18 protein-coding genes are annotated in these 21,088 nt (G+C 61.2%); 2 read left to right on the top strand and 16 right to left on the bottom strand.

What is annotated here, in order from left to right; translation table 11 throughout:
* Positions 1-179 precede the first annotated feature (179 nt).
* The 3 genes from QNJ30_13200 to QNJ30_13190 form a co-directional block, all read right to left on the bottom strand.
* Positions 180-1,340, bottom strand: coding sequence for a tyrosine-type recombinase/integrase (locus tag QNJ30_13200; GenBank protein MDJ0944423.1), 1,161 nt, complete (start codon positions 1,338-1,340; stop codon positions 180-182).
* Between the two features lie 598 nt (positions 1,341-1,938).
* Positions 1,939-2,514 (bottom strand): hemerythrin domain-containing protein, encoded by a 576-nt coding sequence (locus QNJ30_13195; GenBank protein MDJ0944422.1) that lies wholly within the window; start codon positions 2,512-2,514, stop codon positions 1,939-1,941.
* 151 nt (positions 2,515-2,665) lie between these two features.
* Positions 2,666-3,472 carry a class I SAM-dependent methyltransferase gene (locus tag QNJ30_13190; GenBank protein MDJ0944421.1) on the bottom strand — a complete coding sequence of 269 codons (807 nt, stop codon included), beginning with the start codon at positions 3,470-3,472 and terminating at the stop codon, positions 2,666-2,668.
* Positions 3,473-3,935: 463 nt separating this feature from the next.
* On the opposite strand from QNJ30_13190, the gene QNJ30_13185 reads away from it, so the two are divergent.
* Positions 3,936-4,628 carry a hypothetical protein gene (locus QNJ30_13185; protein MDJ0944420.1) on the top strand — a complete coding sequence of 231 codons (693 nt, stop codon included), beginning with the start codon at positions 3,936-3,938 and terminating at the stop codon, positions 4,626-4,628.
* 45 nt (positions 4,629-4,673) lie between these two features.
* Here the strand turns inward: QNJ30_13185 and QNJ30_13180 are convergent, their stop codons facing one another.
* From QNJ30_13180 to QNJ30_13120, 13 genes are all read right to left on the bottom strand, one after another.
* A complete protein-coding gene (locus QNJ30_13180) occupies positions 4,674-6,071 on the bottom strand; it encodes a sigma-54 dependent transcriptional regulator (protein ID MDJ0944419.1) in 1,398 nt (465 codons plus the stop codon).
* Positions 6,068-7,948: an ATP-binding protein gene (locus QNJ30_13175; GenBank protein MDJ0944418.1), complete on the bottom strand. Its 1,881-nt coding sequence runs from the start codon at positions 7,946-7,948 to the stop codon at positions 6,068-6,070. The genes QNJ30_13180 and QNJ30_13175 overlap by 4 nt, the downstream gene beginning before the upstream one ends.
* A 149-nt stretch (positions 7,949-8,097) precedes the next feature.
* Positions 8,098-8,568 (bottom strand): hypothetical protein, encoded by a 471-nt coding sequence (locus QNJ30_13170; GenBank protein ID MDJ0944417.1) that lies wholly within the window; start codon positions 8,566-8,568, stop codon positions 8,098-8,100.
* A complete protein-coding gene (locus QNJ30_13165) occupies positions 8,568-9,617 on the bottom strand; it encodes a 4Fe-4S binding protein (protein MDJ0944416.1) in 1,050 nt (349 codons plus the stop codon). Before QNJ30_13165 ends, QNJ30_13170 begins: the two co-directional genes overlap by 1 nt.
* Before the next feature lie 69 nt (positions 9,618-9,686).
* Positions 9,687-10,457 carry a molecular chaperone TorD family protein gene (locus QNJ30_13160; protein MDJ0944415.1) on the bottom strand — a complete coding sequence of 257 codons (771 nt, stop codon included), beginning with the start codon at positions 10,455-10,457 and terminating at the stop codon, positions 9,687-9,689.
* Positions 10,458-10,466: 9 nt separating this feature from the next.
* Positions 10,467-11,135 (bottom strand): 4Fe-4S dicluster domain-containing protein, encoded by a 669-nt coding sequence (locus QNJ30_13155; GenBank protein MDJ0944414.1) that lies wholly within the window; start codon positions 11,133-11,135, stop codon positions 10,467-10,469.
* Between the two features lie 23 nt (positions 11,136-11,158).
* Entirely contained in the window at positions 11,159-13,663 is a 2,505-nt protein-coding gene (locus QNJ30_13150) for a molybdopterin-dependent oxidoreductase (protein ID MDJ0944413.1), read from the bottom strand.
* A gap of 93 nt (positions 13,664-13,756) precedes the next feature.
* Positions 13,757-14,500, bottom strand: a complete 744-nt coding sequence (locus tag QNJ30_13145; GenBank protein MDJ0944412.1) for a hypothetical protein — start codon at positions 14,498-14,500, stop codon at positions 13,757-13,759.
* 207 nt (positions 14,501-14,707) lie between these two features.
* Positions 14,708-15,115 (bottom strand): hypothetical protein, encoded by a 408-nt coding sequence (locus QNJ30_13140; protein MDJ0944411.1) that lies wholly within the window; start codon positions 15,113-15,115, stop codon positions 14,708-14,710.
* Positions 15,116-15,164: 49 nt separating this feature from the next.
* A complete protein-coding gene (locus tag QNJ30_13135; GenBank protein ID MDJ0944410.1) occupies positions 15,165-15,770 on the bottom strand; it encodes a hypothetical protein in 606 nt (201 codons plus the stop codon).
* 321 nt (positions 15,771-16,091) lie between these two features.
* Positions 16,092-17,270 carry a hypothetical protein gene (locus QNJ30_13130; GenBank protein MDJ0944409.1) on the bottom strand — a complete coding sequence of 393 codons (1,179 nt, stop codon included), beginning with the start codon at positions 17,268-17,270 and terminating at the stop codon, positions 16,092-16,094.
* 298 nt (positions 17,271-17,568) lie between these two features.
* Positions 17,569-18,363 (bottom strand): hypothetical protein, encoded by a 795-nt coding sequence (locus QNJ30_13125; GenBank protein ID MDJ0944408.1) that lies wholly within the window; start codon positions 18,361-18,363, stop codon positions 17,569-17,571.
* 624 nt (positions 18,364-18,987) lie between these two features.
* On the bottom strand, positions 18,988-19,440 hold the full coding sequence (locus tag QNJ30_13120; GenBank protein ID MDJ0944407.1) for a cytochrome c: 453 nt from the start codon (positions 19,438-19,440) through the stop codon (positions 18,988-18,990).
* Positions 19,441-20,376: 936 nt separating this feature from the next.
* On the opposite strand from QNJ30_13120, the gene msrB reads away from it, so the two are divergent.
* On the top strand, positions 20,377-20,784 hold the full coding sequence (gene msrB, locus QNJ30_13115) for a peptide-methionine (R)-S-oxide reductase MsrB (GenBank protein MDJ0944406.1): 408 nt from the start codon (positions 20,377-20,379) through the stop codon (positions 20,782-20,784).
* Positions 20,785-21,088 lie beyond the last annotated feature (304 nt).

The raw sequence follows: 21,088 nt of genomic DNA, 5'->3' as shown, positions 1-21,088 counted from the left end.
GAGCGGATGGATGCCGAGAAGCGCAGCAACCTGCCGCTTGCTGAGTAATGAATCCATAGTGAAAATACCCTCCGGCTGACATCTCGAGGCCAGCTTGAAAAAAGTTTGCCTATAGTATGTAGACTTTGACCCTGACTACTTTCGGCTTTTTTAACCATTTAGGCCGATTCGGCTGTCGTCTAACTCTTGTTTGCTTTTGCGGAACTCGTTATTGCCGCGCCAGCCGTTTCGGCGTATTGGCGGAGGGGATCGACGTCCAAATGGGCATAGCGTGCCGTCGTCGCAGCCTGGGTATGTCCAAGCATCTTGCCTATCATTGGCAGTGAAGCCCCAGAGGCAACAAGAAACGAGGCGAAGCTATGGCGGAGGTCGTGTAGCCGCACGTCCGGGATCCCAGCATCTTCGCGAATGGCCCGCCAAACTTTACTGACCCCCGTCTTGCCGATGGGCTCATCCATATCGTGCTTGGCTGGGAAGAGCCACTTGCTCTTGCCACGGGATGGAAGACCATTGAGGAGGTCTCTGACCGGCGCCGAGACGGGCACCTCGTGAAACTCTCTTTGTTTAGTATACGCTGCGAGCTTCCGCCAAATGCCATCTTTCAGGTCGAATTGATCCCAATGGGCTGAACGCGCTTCGTGCGGTCGGCATCCTGTCAGGAATTGGAATTGGATGCAGGCAACGGCGGTGCGGTTCGGGTGTTGCTCAAGGGCCTTCGCCAATTCGGTCACTTCGGCTTTCGATAAGTAGCGCTTTCGTGGGGTCTCTCGAAAGCGCTTCACATCGCTGACCGGATTATCTGACCGACCGGAAAGAGCCACGAAGGCAGCCGATAGAACTGCGAGAACCCGGTTGGCCTGAGCGGGTGTCTCGCGCAGCGAGTTGTGGAGCGCGCGAATCTCGGCTGTGGTCACATCGCTGACGGGCCGCGCCCGAAGCCTGGCCGGGAACTTGGTCGCGCTGTGCCGATAGTCCGAAATCGTCGCTGATGCCAAGGTGCCGGTGCTCTCTTCGATGTACTTGTCGAGCATGGCGCCGAGTGTCTCGGCTCTTCGTTCGTTCGGGTTGATCCCCTTGTCACACAGGGTCTTGACCTCCTTGGCCCATTCCCTCGCCGCTGCAAGGTTTGAGTCGAAGGCTTCGCCCATCTGACACCTGATCGGATTCGGGTGCCCCTTTACCCGGGCCCTTACCTGCCAGACCCGTTTCGTCTGCAGTACGACCAGCCGTAGCGGGGTCGTCTTATCCCGATATTCGCCAACGGTGAAGGACTCCTCCGATCTCAACCACCGGGCCGTAAACCCGATGCGTTCTTTCGATTCCGCCCGCTCTTTGGCCATGGAGAGGTCTCCCGGTCAATTCCGCCCAGCCTCTAACGTAGGCAGGGATGCACCATGTGTCTAGACACTTCTCAGACACAAATCTGCAGCTATTTGATGATAAGGTCGGTTAAGATTTGAAGCGCAAAACTTAATAGTCTGTCAATATTTTGAATAGGTTAAGTGTCACCTAGTTAGTGTAGGTTAGGGTTTGAAAAGCGGCAAAATCCCTATTTGTAATCAGGGGGTTGCGGGTTCAAGTCCTGCTCGGGGCACCATTTTTACTCTATAGATCAGTGGATTTCAGGAAGCGGTGCGCCGTCTCACCGCGGCGGCGGCCGGCCTCCTTGGGGCAGCAGGGCGCAAATCAACGAAAGATAGCCGCGCAGTTTGCCAGACTTGGGCAGGCCTGCGGAGGCTGCCACAAGACCTTTCGAGCTGAACCCAAGTAGCGACGTGTTCTCGCCGTGCAAAGCGCCTAGCCCGCGCCCCCATCAGACTAAATCTTGCGGTGACCACGCAAACAGGCCGAGGCCATAGCCTGGCCCTGGACCTCCGCCGCGGAAACAGCCGAGAAGACGCTCCGCTCAGGGCCAAGACCAAGTTGCACCGGGTGGGATCAGTGATGTCGTCCAAACAAGGTTGATCCCGGAAATAGCTCCAGGATCCGTCGATAGAGGGCCTCGAACTGGGCTTCGCGTGCGACTCCGAACAGAGGATCTTCGCTTTGGACAAAGGTCTTCAGGAGCGCTTCCCAATCCTGCTCCTGCAAGACCTCGGCAGCGATTGGCAGCAACTCGCTCTCTTCGGACCGCATGTGGGCGTACTGAAAGTCGACATAGGCGCCCACGCGGTCCCGAAGTCCCGGGAAAGCCGCCAGATCACGCCGGTACGAATCGAGCGCAGCTCTCAGCTTCGTAAGCAAATCAATGCTCTCGACGTGCTGAGACCTGAGATGTTCGACGAGTTCCGCAGCATCAGCGGAACGCCCGCTGACCGCCTCGAAAAGATGGTCCTCCTTGGGATGATGGAAAGTCTCAGGGAAGCCCTCGATGTAGTCCAGGATGGTAAACAAGATTTCGAAGTCTGGCTGTGCCCTGCCGGCGTCGATTTCCTCGATGTGATAGCGCAAGCAAGACAACACCGCGCCGATGCGGTGGTGTTCCAAGCGAAGGATCTCCGTCACCTCTGCCACGTCAGGTGCTCCGAAGCCTTGCTCAGTCTAAACAGCTTTCCAGGCCCAGCACTTTGATCCAGTTCAACCTGCAGCTTCGACCTGGTGGTCGAAATCTGTGGCCTCGGCGCGGCTGCGGGAGGGAGCCCGATGTGAGGAGGTGCGCTCTGGGCTATCGCCGTACGCCCAGGGTCACCAGATATTCTCGGGGCACACGCACGCCAAGACTCGCGCGGAACTGATTGTGAAACCATACAAAACGCTTTTCGAGCTCCGACATTTCTACATCGCCCAGCCTCCTCGTCAGCCACCTTAAGGGCCCATAGCTGGCCACATAGAGATCCCATACCGCTTTTCCGTCTGGCAGATTCAGGTAGGAGGTGCCCGATTCGAACCCCAGGTCAAAATCCCTTTCGAGCAATTCGCTCGTGAACTCGATGCTGCCCCATCGGAAGGGCGAAGGCGCGGCAGCAACTGCCTTTGGCATGTATTCCTCTAAGAGCTGGTGGACATGGGCGGGTACGCTGTTTGAGCCCCAGGCCGTCAGGCCCAGTCGCCCACCGCGGCGGCAGACGCGGGCCAACTCGGCCGCAGTGACCTGAGGGTTGCTGGCGAAGATCACACCGAAGCTCGAGACGACCGCATCGAAGGCCCCATCCTCAAAGGGAAGGCTCTCGGCGTCGGCGACCCGAAACTCAATCCGCAGACCTTCAACGGCGGACAGTCTGCGCGCCGCATCTATGATCGAAGAGCTGATGTCTATGCCGGTGACGCGCGCGCCGCGGACAGCGAGGCGACGAGCCGTCCATCCCGTCCCCGTTGCCACGTCGAGAACAGCCTCGCCCTGCCTTGGACGCAGCCGGTCCAGGCAATGCTCGACAGCATCTGCCGATGCTCGACTTATCTCGTCATAGGCTTCGCCAGCCGTGCCCCAAATGTCGACTGGGTCCCCGGTCTGTGGTGCATCGCTGTAATCCATCAGGAACTCAGCCTCCGCGCCGGCGCCAGCCCGAATCGGCCTCCATCTTGCTCGTCAGGGTCGACGAACAACCCAGGCGCGCCCGCCTCGAGGGAAGGTGTGACGACCTCAGGATACATGATCGCCGGCAAATCGCTCTTGCGAATCGCTATCAGCACCCTGCAGTATCAACCGCCATTCCAAGCTTTAGTGCCATCGTCCGGCTCACTGCCGCAATCCAGCTCCGTCAGACGCGCGTCTTTCCAGACATATACGAAATCTTAACCAGACTTTGAGAGGGAAGCCTGTCCAGCGGACGAGCCTTTCGGAGCGACACGCACTCACCATAAGCACCTTCGCCTGCCAGACCTGAGATCTCACCCACTCGCCCGCTCCTGGAAGACCGAAACCCATTGGTCCCGATCACGCCCGAGGACCAATCGTTGAATGACCCACTGAGCCCAATCCTGGCCTAGGAGAGATCATGACATTCGGCAGAAGCAGTCAAAGGACACTAGCAGCTGCCGCCCTCGTGTTCGGGCTCTGCCATCCTGGTTGGGCACAGGCTGCGCAGTGCTTTCTGCCCCATTGTCTGGCTGCAATGATTCCGCCGCACGTAACGGCGGGGCGAACCACCGGCAATTCCGCCCTCGACGCCAAGCTCAGGAGTGAAGCCCAACTGCTCGCACAAACCTTTGGTGTCGATCCTCAGATCTTCCTCTTCGATGATCGGCAATGGCCCAACGCCTATGCCAGACCCCGGGCTTTTCCACCCTATCGAGATACCATTTTCATGGGCCATCAACTCCTCCGTCAGACCGTCGCCGTCGAGGAGGTCAGGGACGTCGCGGTCGTGCTCGTCCTGGCGCACGAGTGGGCGCACATCCTCCAGGGATCTTCGGGATTGCCGGGCAGCCTCGATCTGAGGCACAGGGAACTCCATGCCGATGTCCTGGCGGGGTGGTACCTTGGCCGGCGCAATCTTGCACCGAGCAGCCATGTCACGAGAGTAGCGCTGCAGACATTCGGCCGCTTGCCGCAGGCCAGCTTCAGCGCTGGAACGCATGGCACACCGAACGCAAGGATGGCCGCGATGATGCTGGGTTATGCACGATACAACTGGCCGCTCGACCAAATCTATGACCTTGGATTGCGGTACGTGCTGCGCCACCTTTAGCGCCGGCGACGGTTCTGGCCGATCCGGTTCTCGAGCCATCCACGACTAGTCACCCGCTTGCCTGTCGTGCTCTTGCCCACGGTAATCCAGATACTTCTGGATCAAGCGATAGGTGTTGCGCTCGCTGACACCGAGGGCCTGGGCCACCCGTGCCCGATGTCCGGCATAGCGGTCCAATAGCAATCGCAGGTAACTGCCCTCGATCTCCTTCAAGGTCGGCTCGTGGTCGAACTTGAGCGTCGTCTTGTGAGGGAGGTCCTGCCCGTTGCGTGTGATCGCAAAATGCTCTTTGCGAATCTGTCGGCCCTCCCCCGATAGGATGATGGCTCGCTCGACGACGTTCCTGAGTTCACGAACGTTGCCCGGCCAATCGTAGTGCACCAATACACGCAGCGCTGCCGGAGCGACGACCTTGTCCACCCGTCTCGAAAAGCTGTGGTTCCTTATGAAGTGGTCTACAAGAGAAGGAATATCTTCTCTGTGTTCCCGAAGCGGTGGAACATGAATGCCGAAGGCATTCAAACGGTAAAAAAGGTCCGCACGAAAAGAGCCATCTCTGGACAAGGCTTCGAGGTCCGCATTGGTGGCTGCAACGATTCGAACGTCGGCTCTGAGATCTTTCGTGCCACCCAAGCGACGGAATTCTCCCGTCTCCAGGAACCTGAGGAGCTTCGCCTGGATGGCGGGCGAGATGTTACCGATCTCGTCCAGGAACAGAGTCCCACCCTCGGCGTTCTCGATGAGCCCCTTCTTCTGTCGATCGGCGCCGGTGAAGGATCCTCGCTCATGACCGAAAAGCTCAGACTCGAACAGGGTCTCCTGAAGCGTACAGCAATCCAGAGCCACGAAGTTGGATTCGCGCCGAAGGCTTCTTTCATGGAGTTCGAGGGCGACCAGTTCCTTTCCAACGCCGCTCTCACCCTGAATCAGCACGGTCGCCTCGCTCGGCGCGACGGCATCGATCAGACCATCCAGGTCCCGAATGACCCGACTCTGGCCGAGAATGAACTTCTTTCGCCGGCTTTGCTGCTGGCTCTTTAGGAACTCATGCTCACGGCGTAGGCGCTCGGTCCTCAAGACACGATCGACCACGAACTCCAACTCGTCGAGGCTCAGCGGTTTCGCCAGGTAGTCTGCGGCTCCTGCCTTCATCGCCGCGACCGCGCCCGGCACCGAAGCGAACGCGGTGAGGACGATGACGGGTTGCTGCGATGCCAGCTGCGGCAAGAGCTCATTCGCATCCTGGTCCGGCAACCGCGGATCAAGGAGAATGAGGTTCGGCTCTTGGACCGTTAGGTATTCCTCCGCTGCAGCCCAGGATGCGGCACCCTCGGTGGTATAGCCGATACGACCAAGTTCCCCGACGACCATGTCGTTGAGGATACTGTCGTCCTCGACGACCAGTATGCGCACGCCTGTCTTGTCCTTCAGGTCTTCGCTCATCCCTGTCCAACCGCACCAGGAAGTTCTATCTGGAATGCCGTTCCCTCATCGACCCGCGTCCTTATGTCGATCTGGCCTCCGTAGCGATCTACGATCGCCTTCGAAATGGTCAATCCAAGGCCGGTGCCAGGCTTGCCGTCTGCCCGCCGGCTGAAGAAGGGTTGAAACACCCGCGGCAGCACCTCCGGCGGAATGCCGACGCCGGTGTCCGTGAACGAGAGTCGCACCGTCTCGTCTTGAATCGCGCTGCTGACGGTAAGCGCGCCCCCCTCCGGCATTGCATGGAAGGCATTCTGCATGAAGTTGAGCACGAGCATGCGGACTTCGCTGTCCCGGGCGATCACACGAGGATCGGCTGGGTCCAGGCTCAACTCGAGGTCTATGCTGAGCCTCTCCGCCTCGTGCGTCATAAGCGAGACCGTGTCGGAAATCGCCGGGTTGACACTGACAAGCTGAGGCCTTTCATCCGGTGGGATCGAAAGCCTCAAGAGCCTCTCGGTGATCTCGATGCACTTGTCGATTTGGCGATCTATCTTCGTCAGATAGGAATCGAAGGCTTCGTCCGACAGTTCCTGCGCTTTGCGCTTCCGAAATGCGCCATGCAGCGCCAGTCGAATGGACGTCAAGGGATTATGGATCTCGTGCGCCACGCCGGTGGCCAGCCGAGCCATCTCGGCCAGCCTTTGCTCGTGAGAGACATCCAGGTGTTGTGCCAGGTCGCGTATCGATTCCACGATCAGCCGGCGCTTCGCGCCCTCAGCCTGGGTCTCTGCAGGCACGGCGAGCACCTCGACCTCAATTGCTGACCCATCCCTGCGAATGTGCCGATGGATGCTCTTGACCGGCTGGTCGGACTTGCGGATCTCGTGAAGCGGGCAGGTCACCAGCGTCGGGACACAGGGTTCGCGCCTCCGATGGCTCGATCGGAAGCACGGCAGACCCACCGACTCGTCCGGCGAGACGTCGAGTTGATCGCAGTAGGCCCTGTTCACCTTCACGATCCGGTAGTCCTCGTCGATGACGCGGACGCCATCCGGAATTGCGTCCAAGACGCTTTGGAGGAAGGCTTCCTTCGACTCGATCACCCGTATGTTCGCTTCCAAACTATCCGCCATGTCATCGAAAGCTCGCCCGAGCTGCGCGAGCTCGTCCCTTCCCTTCGGCCGAACCCGGTCTTCCAGGCGACCATCGGCGAGCGAGCGACTGACGCCAGCGATGCTTTGGACTGGCGTCAGAACCTGCTGGCGAAGGAACAGCCAGGTTCCGGCGAGAACCAGGCAAACCACGAGGCTGCCAGATCCTGCCAAGACGACTGCGGTGGAGCGGGCGCGGTCACGGATGGCGCCTGCATCGTAGTCGACGAAGAGGATTCCATTGATCGGATTGGATTCCTCGTCCCCGTGGCAGCCCGCGCAAGCGGGCTTGTTGTGCACCGGATTGACACTTCGCAAGACCTCGTGGCCCTGCTCGTTGACGGCGAAGATCGTGCTATCCGCCCAGGTCCCTTCATCAAGGTCACAGCCGACACACTCTTCGCCGGTCGAGACATCCACCAAACGCCCGAGTCGCCCGGAATCGGAGGCAAACCGCACCTCTCCCCCGGGGTTCACGATCATCGCTTGGCTGATGCCTTCCTGGCGCCCCAAACCATCGACAATGCTGCGCAGGCCCTCGAGGTCCCGCTTGAGCATCGCGTTCTCTAGCGCGGATTGAAGAAGTCGGTTGACTTGGAGGGACGCCTGGCTGCGCTCCTCCTCCAGCTCCGCTCGATACAACCCGATGAATATGACAAGGGACAGCGCAGAGGCGGAGAGCAGCGCTACCGCCAAGATAGCCGCGAACTTTCGGTTCAGGCTCGACGTGAACCAGGACCACATCTCGGAGACCGCCTCCGCCAGACAGCTGCAGATATTGTGGGAAATTCAAGGCGCGCGTGCTGATTCAGATCAAACCCAAGCACGATTCAGCGCCGTGTCGGAGGCTGCGAGGAGGCGATGGCGAGATTCGCCGCCGAAGAACCTGGCGATCAGACCACCAGCCGAGAGAGCAGCGTCGGTTCGGGCAGGTCCTGCGCACCAAGCGTTACAACCCGCGGCTGCTTCCGCGGGGCGGCGGTGGCATACAACGCCAAAGACAAGATCACGACATTCGGCCAGGGCGCAGCCACGAAGTCCTTAAGCCATCGTCGGCGAAGATCTTCGCCCTTGGCGCTGAGGAGCGCCTCGGCATTCTGGACGACAAGGCCGTCGCCCAACGCCCGTTCGGCGATGGCACGGTCCAGGTCTTCGAGCTGCAAGGTGCTCGCCTCCCAGCCGAGGTAACGCATGACCTCGTGCCGGAAGTCGAAGTGGACCAGACCAAGGGCCTGCGCCATGCCCAAGACGAGGTCGGGGCGATACTCCGGAAAGCAGACGATGTACCCGCCTTTCGAACCGCGTCCGTGGACGACGGACCGGATGACCCGCAACCAAGCTTCGTTCGTCCTCTCCTCCGCCATCAGTCCAGAACCTGGAACAACTTTCGGTGATGGCTCGACGTTTCACAGATGCGGCAGAGCTCCGCTCTGCGAGCCTGTATACTTGGTCTGTGGAACGGCGCCCCACAGGCACGACAACGGGCAGCTTTGAGCGGCACCGTCGGCAACGATTCGCTTGCCCAGAGATCGATCCGAACCGCGTCTTGCTCGCAGACATCGACGCAGAGGCCACATCCCGTACAGCGTTCCCCCAGCAGGCGATAGCAAGGCTCATCCTCGCTCTCGTCAAGACGCAGGGCACCGTGTGGGCAGATGCGCAGACAGGCATCGCAACCGACGCAACGCTCCGCAAGGATGATCGGCAGATAAGGCAGGCTGTCGGTCCGTTGCTTTCTCGGAAGCAGCGCCCCCGGCGCCGTCGGGGCGCGCTGGTCCTGACGTGGCCCCTCTGCCTGCGCCGCCGCCTGAGTGAGCCGGCGAAACAGGCCGCGCCGGTCGAGAACCGGAGACTTCGAAACGGCGTCGAGCGACGCCCTGCGGTCCTTCCAGTCATCGGCCGCGCAATGTTCGAGGCGGATCGCAGGCAATCCACGCTCCTCGAGCGCGACGTTCAGGCGCTCAACGGTCGACTCGAGGCGCGGGGCTTGGCCCCGTGCGCAAGTCGAGCAGTCGCCCTTGGCCAGCACCAGATGTGTGATTCCCTCCCGGTGGATAAGCAGGATCTCACGCAGACCCAGAGCGTGCAGGCAGGGAAGAACGCCGTCCTGGGCGGGGATTCCCGCCTTTTCACAGCTGGCAAAGGCCACCACTTCCTCGAGGTCCTGCCGCAGGCTCGGCTTGGCGTCGATCTCGATCGCCGCTTCAGGGCAGGCCGCCTGGCAAAGTCCGCAGCCGTCGCAAGAATCCAAATCTAGGCTCAGGGCGGACTCATCGAGGATCCAGGCGTCACGTGGGCAGGCTTCGATGCAGGCCCGACACGTCGCGGCGGGGGCAAAGCCATGCACACAACGGTCGCCGTGGAACGTCGGCCCTTGCTCCAGCCGGGTTGCCGTGTCGACAGACCGCGTCATGGTCTTGACGACCTCTCGCCGCGGTTCCGGCCGTCCATCGAGAGGTGCATCCGCTTCATCTGCGTCTGATCACCAACCCGGCCCTGTCCCAGGGACGAAGGCGGGCGCGTCTCGGTCAAAGGCCGCGGGTCTGGAACTCCGACGCTCCTTGACGTTCTCCGTCTTCGGTCGCGGCGCGTCGAGGGCCCTTGCCAAGAGGTCTCGCAATTCGTCCACATAGGCTCCGGTGACCAGCAGCAGTCCCGCGAAGTATCCCGACTGGCAGCGGGAAGCGGCGCGGCCGCAGAACTGGCCGAGCCACCTCAGGAGGTGGTCGTCCAGGAAACGACAAGCATCCCGAAGTCCGCCTTCGCCCTCGGCCTGATCGATCAGCCGAGCGACGAAGAGCAGTTGAAAGACGAGATGATCGTCCGGCCGCTTTCTGGGGTCGGACGTGGCAGTCTGGTGCTTGCGGTACCATTCGCGTACCTGGAACATCGGCTCCTGTCGCTCCAGGCCATCATCGTCAAACCACACGGACTCGCAGGGCGAGGCCCTGTAGGCGTAGGTCAGGTAGATGTTGGCGTACTCGGCCGCGAGGGCATCAAGCAGATCACAGCTGATCGGTTCCGGCAGCGCTTGAAGCGCGGCGTCGAAGATCTCGAGCCCCTCCTGGCCGATCGGGGACATCAGCTTGAGACCCAGGCAGTCCTGAAACGCCTGGGCACGCAATTGCTCCAGGCCGTCCGCATCCGGTTCGGCATCGTGGAGACACGCCAAGAGCCGAAGGTCTTCCGCCACCGCCTCCCGGAACTCAGCCAAAAAGCCACCGGCATTCGTGTTTCGATGGGCCCGATCCATGCCGACCTCCTAGCTCTCCACCGACCCCTTGCTATGCGGGATGAAGACGATCGACGGGTTCGTGAGCTCCGGATCGGCCATGTTCTTGACTTGTCGAACGACGCCTTCGTCGGGGCCCCGAGCCTTTGTCTCATAGCTGCCATCGACCAGCCCGTCGATCGGGCCGATGTCCAGGACCCGCATCATGCAGGCCATGACGCAGTAGGGCTTGCGCCCGGCATCGATTTCATCGACGCACATATTGCATTTCTTGACGATCTGGTCCTCTGGATCGTACTGCGGGGCGCCGTAGGGACAGGCCGCCTCGCAACGCCGGCAGCCGATGCAGAGCGTTGAATCGATGTCCACGATCCCGTCCGTCTTGCGCTTCCAGATCGCGCCGGTCGGGCAGACCGGCAGGCAGGCGGGCTCGCTGCAGTGGTTGCAGGACATGTTGACCTTGTAGGCAAAGACCTCCGGAAAGGTGCCGCCTTCGATGTATTGAACGCGACGGAAGCGCGGACCCGGCGGCAGGCCGTTCTTGTCCTTGCAGGCGATCTCGCACGCCCGGCAGCCGATGCAGTCGACGTTGTGATGGATGAAACCCAGCTGCATGTCAGGGACGACCGGCTCATAGACCTCTCGCTTGACGCGTTTGATCGCTTCCTTGATCCGAGACTTGTCCTTCTCAGCGGCCATTTCAGCCCTCCTTGAGCGAGCAACTAGTAATCGCGCCGGAACACGTGGCTCCGCGCGGTCGCCAGCTTGTCCCAACCGGGTCGATGCTCGGCGTCGGTCTTCTGGATGTTGACCAGAATGGTGTTGTAGGCGAAGGCGCCGGCCGGACTTGGCGCATCGAGCGTCAGGAAATCCGGATTGCCGGAACGATCGACGCCCCGTTCGTCCCGATCCATCCACGCGCCCTCGTAGAGGACGACAACGCCCGGCATGCAGCGCTCGGTGACGTAGGCCGGCGCCACGGTCGCCCCGCGATCATTCCAGACGTAGACGCTGTCCCCCGTCCTGATCCCGAGGCGCTGCGCGTCGGAGGCATTGATCGTCACCTCCTGCTCGTAGGTCTCCCTGAGCCAGGGGATGTTGTTGAAGATCGAGTGCGTCCGCCAGCGCGGATGCGGTGTCACCATGTGGAAGGGATAGTCCTTCGTCTTGGGGCTGTTGAGCGACTCCCAAGGTTCGACCCACTTGGGGATGTAGGGAATCGGGTAGCCGAACTGCGTCTGAGTCCAGTCTGGGATGCTCGCCAGCTTGGTCGAGAAGATCTCGATCTTCCCGGACGGAGTCTGAAACGGGACTCCCTTCTCGACATTGTCCTGAAAGGCCACATGGGGGCGCGGCAGCTTGAACTTGTAGATGCCCCGCTGCTTGAACTCCTCCCAGGGCATCTTGACGCCCTGGTGATGCATCACCCGGTTTTCCCACCACTCCCGGAGATAAGCTTCGTCGACGGCGTTGTCGTCCTGGAAGTAGTCGCGTGGCGCCTTCGGGTTGAAAACCGGTCCGAAGCCGAGCCGGTAGGCGAGTTCGGTGAAGATCTGGAGATCGGTTTTGCTTTCCCCCAGGGGCTCGATCACCTTGGGGCGGTGGATGTAGTAGTGTCCCTTGTACCAGGGCAGTGCGACGTCGTGGCGCTCGAAGTGCGTTGCCGCGGGCAGCAAAACGTCTGCCCAAAGGCCTGAGGGCGTGATCGTCGAATCCTGGCAGACGACCAGCTCCAGCCTGTTGATCGCCTCGATCTGCTTGTTGATGTTCGGCAGCTGGTTGAACCAGTCCGATCCATGCCACCAGATCGCCTTTATGTTCGGAATCACGCCGTCGTAGGGCGTTCCCGGCTTGGGCCAGAGCCCAATGTCCTCACGCCGCACGTCCGGATAGTTCAGCACGCAATGTGCCCAGGCATCCGACTTGATTGCCGCGGCGTGGACGTTGCGGAACTCGTCGTAGGGTCCGGCCACGGCTTCCGAATGCCAGGCCTTGCCGACCCCCTCTGAAGAGCCGCCGAGAACGCCGACGTTGCCGGTCATGGACTGGAGCGCCGCGGCCATCCGGTTGTACTGCTCGCCATAGGCGTTGCGGCCCGGGGCCCAAGATGCCTTCAGGGCTGCAGGCTTGGTCGAGGCATACATGTGGGCGAGCTTCTTGATGTCCTCGGCCTTCACGCCGCAGATCGGCTCGGCCCACTCGGGCGTCTTGGGCTGCCCGTCATACTTGCCGAGAATGTAGTCCTTGAAGTTCTCCAGGTGTCCGGCCCAGGGGGGCATCGTTCTCTCGTCCATGCCCAGGCAGAACTTGTCGATGAAGTCCTGATCGTGCATGCCCGTCGCAAAGATGTAGTGGGCCATGGCCGCCATCATGGCGCCGTCGGTCGCCGGCTTTATGGGGATCCACCAGGCGTCGTAGGCGGCGGCCGAGTCCGTATACTGCGGGTCGACGAGAACGAACTTGCAGCCGCGCTGCTTGGCCAGGCGCATGTAGTAGAAAGTGTTTCCACCGTGGAAGGTGTAGGCCGGGTTCCAGCCCCACATGATGATCAACTTGGAGTGCGCGAAGGCATCGTCCTCGTTGCCGTCCTCGATCGTCCCGAAGGTGGTCAGCGAACTGAAGGTCGTGCCCTGATAGGACGGCACCGACCAGGAAACGGTGCGACAGCCGAATATGCCCAGGAACCGCCCCAGGAGGCCTTCGATCTGATCCGACTTGTGCAAGACCCCCCAGGATGACCCAGCATAGCTCTGGTCGAGGATCGCCGTCGGACCATAGCGCTGTTTGAGCTCGACCATCTTCTCGGCCAGGAAGTCGAGCGTGTAGTCCCAGGAGGCGCGCTTGAAGCGTCCCTCGCCCCGTGCCCCGACGCGGATCATCGGGTAGAGCAGCCGTTCCGGCGAGTAGATGCGCGAGCGGTACGCACGTCCTCTCAGACAGGCGCGGACCTGCGGCAGCTCCTCGGTGTCCGTTCCATAGGCGTCGCCCTGATAGGATCCGTCGTCCGTCGAGAGGCGAACGATGACATCGCCTTTCTTGTGCGCGACCAGCATGTGGCGAGACCCGCAGTTGTGCGCACAGCTCGTCACGACCGTCGTGAGTTGATCGTCCGTGTAATACGGTTCGTAGGCGAAGCCCTTTGCCTCCTTGTGCGCGCCGAGCCCGACCAGACCGGCAGCCGTTCCCCCGGCGCTCAACTCCAGGAAGCGGCGGCGAGTCAAATTCAAGGCGGATTTCAGGTTTTCGAGATCAGCGCTATGCCTCATCGCTCTTGCCTTTGTGCTTGTGGGATCCAGTCCGGCGGATTCGAGCGGAACTTTTCACTGCGTCTCCACCCCCACCAGGAACCGGGCCTTCGACTCCGTTGGCCGGTTCTTCGCCCATTCCGGCACTTCCTCCGGCATATCCGGCCAGGGATGTCGGGGATAGGGATAGGAATTGCGGAACCAGGCGCGGCCGCCGTGACAGCCGAGGCAAACGTCCGAGCTCGACTTGGCCAGGTCTTCAATTGCCTGGGGTCGAAGGTAGTTCACGCCGTGGCGGACGGTACGAAACAACTCTTCATGGCATGTCAGGCAGCCGTTCTGCGTTTCTTCGTCCTCGAAGTCCTGGCGGACCTCATGCCAGGGCCCCTCGACCCCGTCCATGAGCTCGTAAGTGAATCTCCCATGGCACAGCAAGCAGGTCTCCGAGGGGTTCACCATCTTTCGCAACGTGAAGCCGCTGTCGCTGCCAACGGCCACGGCCGTCGCCGACGACCCTGGTGCCTCCTCCCTGGGATCGCTGCCCTGATGGCAGAAGTTGCAGCTGAGGTTCATGACCTTGCTGGCAAAGGGCGTGACGATGTGACGCCGGTGAAGGGTGTCCTGGGCGCCCTCGTAGGTGTCCAGCGTCTGGTACCACGCCAAGGCCTCGGCGGTTTCGACACCGGCGAGTGAGCGAGCCAGCACCCTCCGGTCGAGGATGTCCTGATGGCAGGCCAGGCATTGCTCGTCCGTCGCCGTCTCGATGGCCGGCTTGAAATGAAGCGGATGCCATCGCGCAGCCTCATAGCCGGATCGCACCCCAGCAGGTTCGCCAGCCGCCGCCCCAGCTACAAGAACCAGCAAAGCGAGCCCAACGAGACGGCGAGTCCAACTCACCATTCCAAAACCGTTCTTTTGCATCCCTGTTGCCCATGTTTGCGTTCACTTGATCCAAACGTTCGATGGCGCACCGCTCGGCTTGCCCAAAGACCCCGATCCACGCCACTGAGTCCAGGGCCAGCCTCGCTACCTGGTCATCGCCGTTCCCGTCTGACCCGGCATACCTGGCATCACATATGTCCCAGCGGCGCCGGGCCACTGTGCACCCGGAGGAAAGTAGAGATACATTTCGCCATTTGGCGTGATCTGAAAGTAGCCACGCCGTCCGACCAGGCTTGTCCCACCGAACATGCCCAGGATCGTGTGCATGACGCCCGGAGCCGTCACCGGCGTTGCCGGATAGAGCACGATGGCGCCGCTCGGCGTGACCTCGTAGTAGCCTTGAACGCCGAGGATTGTGCCCTTGGTGTAGCCCTGTTCTGTCCCGGTCATGCCGAGAGGCGCCGGCTCCTGAGCAGCCGCCGCCGTTGCGGTCACTAGGCCGGCAACCAAGGTCAACACCCTTAGGGCGCTCCGCTGTGTGGATTTCGACACGGTGCATCTCCTGGGTTCAGGACATCGGAAGCGTGGCGACTTCGCCATGTCAGCTGCCCTCCGCCGGGGCCTGGAGACTATGCCAGCCTCGAAGATCGTAGGGTCCGGTCATACCTGGCCGTGAAAAGGGCGTGTACCAGGCCTCTTGATCTTCCAGAAACTCGAAGCTTTCCGGGTAGGGACGCGTCGTCCCGGTCAAAGCCCTGGTGTACCAGCCGCCGTCCTTCGACATTTGCCGAATGACAGGAGCCTCTGCTGGTCTTTGGTCCGGTTCGAGGCCGGCAATCCAAGCCGGCGCCGCGCTCTCGTTTGACTCTTCGTCTGCCACAGCCGTTTCGTCGGCTTGTGCCGGAGTCGTCTCGGAGCGCGCTTCGATACCTGCATCTGTTGCGGGTTGTTGCTCCACGGCCTGGGCGATCTGCAGGCGCTCGAGTGACGGCTGGTCCATGACCGCTTGTCTGCTCCGTACCATGTCGACGTGGGCCCGGCCATTTGCCGTCGCTCGCGGTCCGTCCAGATTCGGGTTCTGGCCGTCGACCTGTCCAACCGGGACCGGTACTGCCGCGATCGGGGCGTGTTCCACAGCACGTGATGATCCCGACGCGGATGCGCTGAGCACCTCGGATGTGTCGCCTTCGGAATGCACCACGGTCATGCCGCTTCGTCCGTCAGCGAAGGTTCGGCTCTTCCAGAAGACGGCACCGCCCACGACGCCTGCGCAAAGCACACCGACAAGGACAAGTAGGCTCAGCCTTTCGTTCCTCCTCCAGCCAGCCTCTTCGCTCGCAACTGCGGGTTCCGACGTGGCAGTCCCTCGATTCCTGTGATCCGATCTGTTCTGCACGGCTCTGTTCGCTTTCCCTGGCGACCGTTGCTGGCCTCTCGTCTCGACCGATCCATCTGATCTCGGACGGAAATCTCGATCGGGGGCGCCGACCAGTCCGCGCCGCCCCCGATCGCGCTTTGGGGGTCTCCGCTATTGCTGCTGGCTGGGAGGCTCCCAACTCCGACCCGACATGCCGCCCATGCCCGGCATACCGGTCATTCCGGGCATGCCGTACATGCCGGTCATCCCGGGCTGACCCCAAGCGGCCATCGCTGGCATGCCATACATGCCGTACATCCCGGGCATCCCGTACATGCCTTGCATGCCGGGCATCCCATACATGCCGTACATCCCGGGCATCCCGTACATGCCGGTCATCCCAGGCATCCCGTACATGCCTTGCATGCCGGGCATGCCGTACATGCCGTACATCCCGGGCATGCCATACATGCCGGTCATTCCGGGCATGCCGTACATGCCGGGCATCCCGTACATGCCGAACATCCCGGGCATCCCGTACATGCCGAACATTCCGGGCATCCCGTACATGCCGGTCATTCCGGGCATGCCGTACATGCCATACATGCCGCGCATGCCCTGCTGGCCCCAGCCGGACATCCCAGGCATGCCGTACATGCCATACATGCCTTGCATGCCGGTCATCCCGGGCATGCCATACATGCCTTGCATCCCGGGCATCCCATACATGCCGGGCATGCCGTACATGCCCTGCTGACCCCAGCCGGACATACCGGGCATGCCGTACATGCCATACATACCTCGCATGCCGGTCATCCCGGGCATGCCGTACATGCCGTACATGCCGGGCATGCCATACATGCCTTGCTGGCCCCAGCCGGACATAGCGGGCATGCCGTACATGCCATACATGCCGGGCATCCCGTACATGCCCTGCTGACCCCAGCCGGACATACCGGGCATGCCGTACATGCCATACATACCTCGCATGCCGGCCATCCCGGGCATGCCGTACATGCCATACATGCCGGGCATCCCATACATGCCCTGCTGGCCCCAGCCGGACATAGCGGGCATGCCGTACATGCCATACATGCCGGGCATCCCGTACATGCCCTGCTGACCCCAGCCGGGCATGCCATACATGCCGTACATGCCGGGCATGCCATACATGCCCTGCATGGCGGGCATGCCGTACATGCCTTGCTGGCCCCAGCCGGACATAGCGGGCATGCCGTACATGCCGCGCATGCCTTGCTGGGCCGCTGACGGCTGAGACGCAACAACCAGCGCGCCAAACACCGTCGCGAGGCCGATACACCTCCAGAGTCTTCCTAGCCTGTTCCGCATCAGCTACCTCTCCCGCTGACTCGTTGTTGTCGCATCGAACCGGATCTACCTGGCTACGGACCCGATGCTGGAATGATCTGCTGCCGCCCTCGCAACCGATTGGGAAGACTGCCAGACCGATCTCCGAGCCTCCCTAGCTCGGTGTATGCATGTTTCTTGTGAGCATTCCTCGCACGCTGCGCTCCGAAGAACTCGCGTTGCCCGGAACCGCGTCTTTGATGCCGCCTTGCTCCGGTCCGGACTCTGCAGTCCACTTGGTGGGCGCGCTCAGACGCCCACCAATCTGGAACCTGAACGCCTAGTTCTTCTTCTCAGGCTGCGTTTCAGTCTTCTGGGCGGCCTCCTCTTCGGCACCTGCCATGCCTTGCATCCCGGTCATTCCGGGCATGCCTTGCATTCCGGCCATGCCTGGCATGCCCTGCATTCCGGTCATCCCGGGCATGCCTTGCATGCCGGCCATACCGGGCATGCCTTGCATCCCGGGCATTCCAGCCATTCCAGGGTAGAAGGCGACCGATCCAGTCGGATAAAGCGTAATCACTCCGCCCGGCCCAACGGTGAAGAACCCAGCCGTGCCAGGAGCGGCAGGAAGGCCGGCCATGCCCGTCATTCCCGGCATCCCATACATACCGGTCATTCCAGGCATGCCATACATGCCGGTCATTCCCGGCATCCCGTACATGCCTTGCATACCGGGCATGCCATACATGCCTTGCATTCCCGGCATGCCGTACATCCCGGGCATGCCGTACATGCCGGTCATTCCCGGCATGCCATACATACCGTACATGCCTCGCATGCCGTACATGCCGGGCATGCCATACATGCCCTGCTGGCCCCAGCCGGGCATGCCGTACATGCCGCGCATCCCGGGCATGCCATACATGCCCTGCTGGCCCCAGCCGGGCATGCCGTACATGCCGCGCATGCCCCACTGCCCATAACCGGCTTGCGGCTGCTGCGGCTGAGCCTGCTGGCGATATTGGCCACCCATCGCTTGTTGGGCTGCGGCCGTCTGCGGGATCACAAACACGAGCCCCAGCAGAGCCGCAGCGCCTGCGACCTCCTTCAAACGCTTGATTGGTGCTTTCATATCCGTCCTCTCCTGTTGAGCGTCGGCCTTTCTTGCGGCCGCCTGCCGAACAGGGCGGAGGATCGTCTTGCGGTTCACTTGGGGAAGACCCAAAGACCTCCGCTCACAAAAGAACAGAACCGTCAGCCAAGACTCTGGCCCGCCAGCCCTTCCATGAGATCGAAGTTCCTCCCTGCAGCGTTCGCCTCCGCCATTCGGCCCGATTTCGCGGCCGTACTACTAGGAAGCGAAGCAAGATTCGGGCCAGATTTCGGAACCTCATCTCAAATCTCTGAGATAAGGGCACAAATTTCGATTGCATGGAATTCGCCGGGGTCCCGGTCACTTGCAAACTCTGCCAATTTGGCAGATGACTTTGGCCGCCAGACCGGATGAGCCACTGAATTCACAAAGAAGTGAGCGGCATGACAAGATGTCATGAACCCTGCGGACTTCGCCGCAAGAATCGCTCGTGACGCTTCGGCATCGTCGAACCCGAGCGGATGCCCTTCGCCGCAGTGTGCGAGTTCGGAAAGCGGAGCTCTTTCAATGGCCGAGCTTTGCGAGACAGCCACGCGGCCTGTCTCGATCGACAGAGTATGGCCAGTCAGCGATCAGTAGAGACCGAATCCTGCGACGCGACGGTCAATCCGGCTTCATGAATGCTTCGTGACAGCCATCGCAGGCTTCTCGAACCTTCTGATACTGAAGCTGGATGGCTCGCCTGTCGATCGAGCCCGTCGCCTCGACGAGAAGAGCCGCTTGCTGGGTCAGTTCCGACGAGGAGGACCGAAACACCTGCCAGTCCTTCCAGACCGTTGACAGCGCAAGGGTCTCGGTCGCCTCGGGGCCCGTCCAATGAGGAAAGACCATCGGCATATCACGGCTGATGCCTTCGATGGCTTCTGCATGCGCTCTCGCGTGCCCCCAATAGTCGACCTTGTTCTCGACCAGGACAGCGATCCCAGCCATGTGAACGTCCAGCGATTTCATAAGCAGCTGCCGATACATGACAACGTCCGCAGGCTTGTCGTCAGCCAGGTCTGCGTTCACCGAACTCGCGAAAGCAACAAGAAGAACCGAGCCAGCGATGAGCACGGGCCTTAGTCTTCGAAGCATTTTTCCTCCTCCTTTGGCCCCTCTCAATCAACAGACAAGACGACTTAGCTGGCCTCCCAAGGCACGTCAGAGCTGGCCCTTTCCAACACCGGACAGCAGCAACAGGGCTCTCCGGCTATCGGGCATCTCGAATAGGACCAGCACCTAGAGCTTTGCAAGGAGCCACCAAATCTGCCTCCTCCGCAGCGCGATGATTCTGCCACGCTTTTCGGTTTCTTGTCGTGAAGCATGTACCGACAACGCGAGGCCTTCATTGATTCTGGTCAATCACGGCACCATTGCAGCAGGCTCCAGCGGCCCTATTTCGCGGCTGTCGGCAGCCCAGGTCTCGTTCCCGATGGAGTCGCGCGCGAAAGGTCCCAAGCGAGCTAGCAGTGGGAGTCCAAACGGTGAGAATGGCCGCGTCGATCGCCGGTCCCCTCAGCGCCACCTCTTCGCCGCGGTCCTGTCGGCAGGCTTAGAGCCCGTGTTCGAGCCGAGATAAAGAAGCCGCGGTGGCAAGAGGGTCCCGGGACCCGGAGTCTTGCTGGCGAAATAGCCTTGAAGCACTGACGGACAGTGGCAGTCGCCTAGTGTGATGGATTCAAGGTCTGGCAGATTTCACATGCCGGACTTTGGAAGCTGAATCATCCTAGATTCAAGAATAAAGTGTCCCTTCGATTCCGCAATTCGCTCCTGCGAGTTTCAGAATCGGGGGCCCAGCAGCCTTCCACCTTTCGCCTAGCGCTGACATTCGCCATACTCTTGTTGTGTCTTCTTGCTCGCCAACCTGAGATTGACCAAGAAGTAGGGCAAATGAGACTGTCTCGCCGCACCTTCTTTCGCCAGCTGCTCGGCACCACCGGCGGCGGCGCGTTCGGCTTGCTGACCTTGCCGCTCGCCTTTAGCCAGGTTGCCAGGGCCGCCGTCTCGTCCCTGGCGGACGTCGACAAGTGGCGGGCGCTCTCGAAGCGCGATTGGGAGGGTCGCCTCACAGCCGATCAGTTCCATATCCTTCGCGAGGAGGGGACCGAACCCGCGTACAGCAGCTCACTCAACGACGAAAAGCGCAGTGGGACATTTCATTGTGCCGGCTGCGAGCTGCCGCTCTTTTCGAGCAAGACAAAGTACGACAGTGGGACGGGCTGGCCGAGCTTCTGGGCTCCGATCAACGAAACTCACGTTGCCACGAGTTTGGATTTCCGTTTGATCCTGCCACGCACCGAAATCCACTGCGCCCGCTGTCTCGGCCATCTCGGTCACGTCTTCGAGGATGGACCAGCCCCCACCGGTCTCCGCTACTGTATCAACGGTCTCGCTCTCATCTTTCGCCCCGAGGCCTAGAGCAGCCTGCGTTCATTCGAACGCAGATAAGCTGCTCTATCTATATGGAAGAGATCAAATTATCTGCGCTCAATTGAGTCCAATTGAGCGCAGTTTGATCGAGCCACAGGTCGACACGTCACTGCCGCGCAGCCGCGTCGTCCGTGTCTTGGATCGCCTGGCTGAGTCGCCGATGAATCAGGAGCTGCCCCGGACCTGCCTTGCTCCTCCCGTCCGACCTTTGATGCGAAGGTGAAAGAGCCGCAGGAAAGCGGCCAATTCGCCAGCAACGCCCGGCTGCGGGGATGGAGCGGAGGTTGGATCT

The sequence above is a fragment of the Kiloniellales bacterium genome (assembly GCA_030066685.1).
Taxonomy (GTDB): Bacteria; Pseudomonadota; Alphaproteobacteria; order Kiloniellales; family JAKSBE01; genus JAKSBE01.
The sequence above is the reverse complement of the archived record's forward strand: the minus strand, read 5'-3'. Positions and strand labels throughout refer to the sequence as shown.

Excerpts from the sequence above, each read along its gene's own strand:
- QNJ30_13200 (MDJ0944423.1), bottom strand. The coding sequence starts at position 1,340 with ATGGCCAAAGAGCGGGCGGAATCGAAAGAACGCATCGGGTTTACGGCC.
- QNJ30_13190 (MDJ0944421.1), bottom strand. The coding sequence starts at position 3,472 with ATGGATTACAGCGATGCACCACAGACCGGGGACCCAGTCGACATTTGG.
- QNJ30_13185 (MDJ0944420.1), top strand. The coding sequence starts at position 3,936 with ATGACATTCGGCAGAAGCAGTCAAAGGACACTAGCAGCTGCCGCCCTC.
- QNJ30_13180 (MDJ0944419.1), bottom strand. The coding sequence starts at position 6,071 with ATGAGCGAAGACCTGAAGGACAAGACAGGCGTGCGCATACTGGTCGTC.
- QNJ30_13175 (MDJ0944418.1), bottom strand. The coding sequence starts at position 7,948 with ATGTGGTCCTGGTTCACGTCGAGCCTGAACCGAAAGTTCGCGGCTATC.
- QNJ30_13170 (MDJ0944417.1), bottom strand. The coding sequence starts at position 8,568 with ATGGCGGAGGAGAGGACGAACGAAGCTTGGTTGCGGGTCATCCGGTCC.
- QNJ30_13165 (MDJ0944416.1), bottom strand. The coding sequence starts at position 9,617 with ATGACGCGGTCTGTCGACACGGCAACCCGGCTGGAGCAAGGGCCGACG.
- QNJ30_13160 (MDJ0944415.1), bottom strand. The coding sequence starts at position 10,457 with ATGGATCGGGCCCATCGAAACACGAATGCCGGTGGCTTTTTGGCTGAG.
- QNJ30_13155 (MDJ0944414.1), bottom strand. The coding sequence starts at position 11,135 with ATGGCCGCTGAGAAGGACAAGTCTCGGATCAAGGAAGCGATCAAACGC.
- QNJ30_13135 (MDJ0944410.1), bottom strand. The coding sequence starts at position 15,770 with ATGACCGTGGTGCATTCCGAAGGCGACACATCCGAGGTGCTCAGCGCA.
- QNJ30_13130 (MDJ0944409.1), bottom strand. The coding sequence starts at position 17,270 with ATGCGGAACAGGCTAGGAAGACTCTGGAGGTGTATCGGCCTCGCGACG.
- QNJ30_13125 (MDJ0944408.1), bottom strand. The coding sequence starts at position 18,363 with ATGAAAGCACCAATCAAGCGTTTGAAGGAGGTCGCAGGCGCTGCGGCT.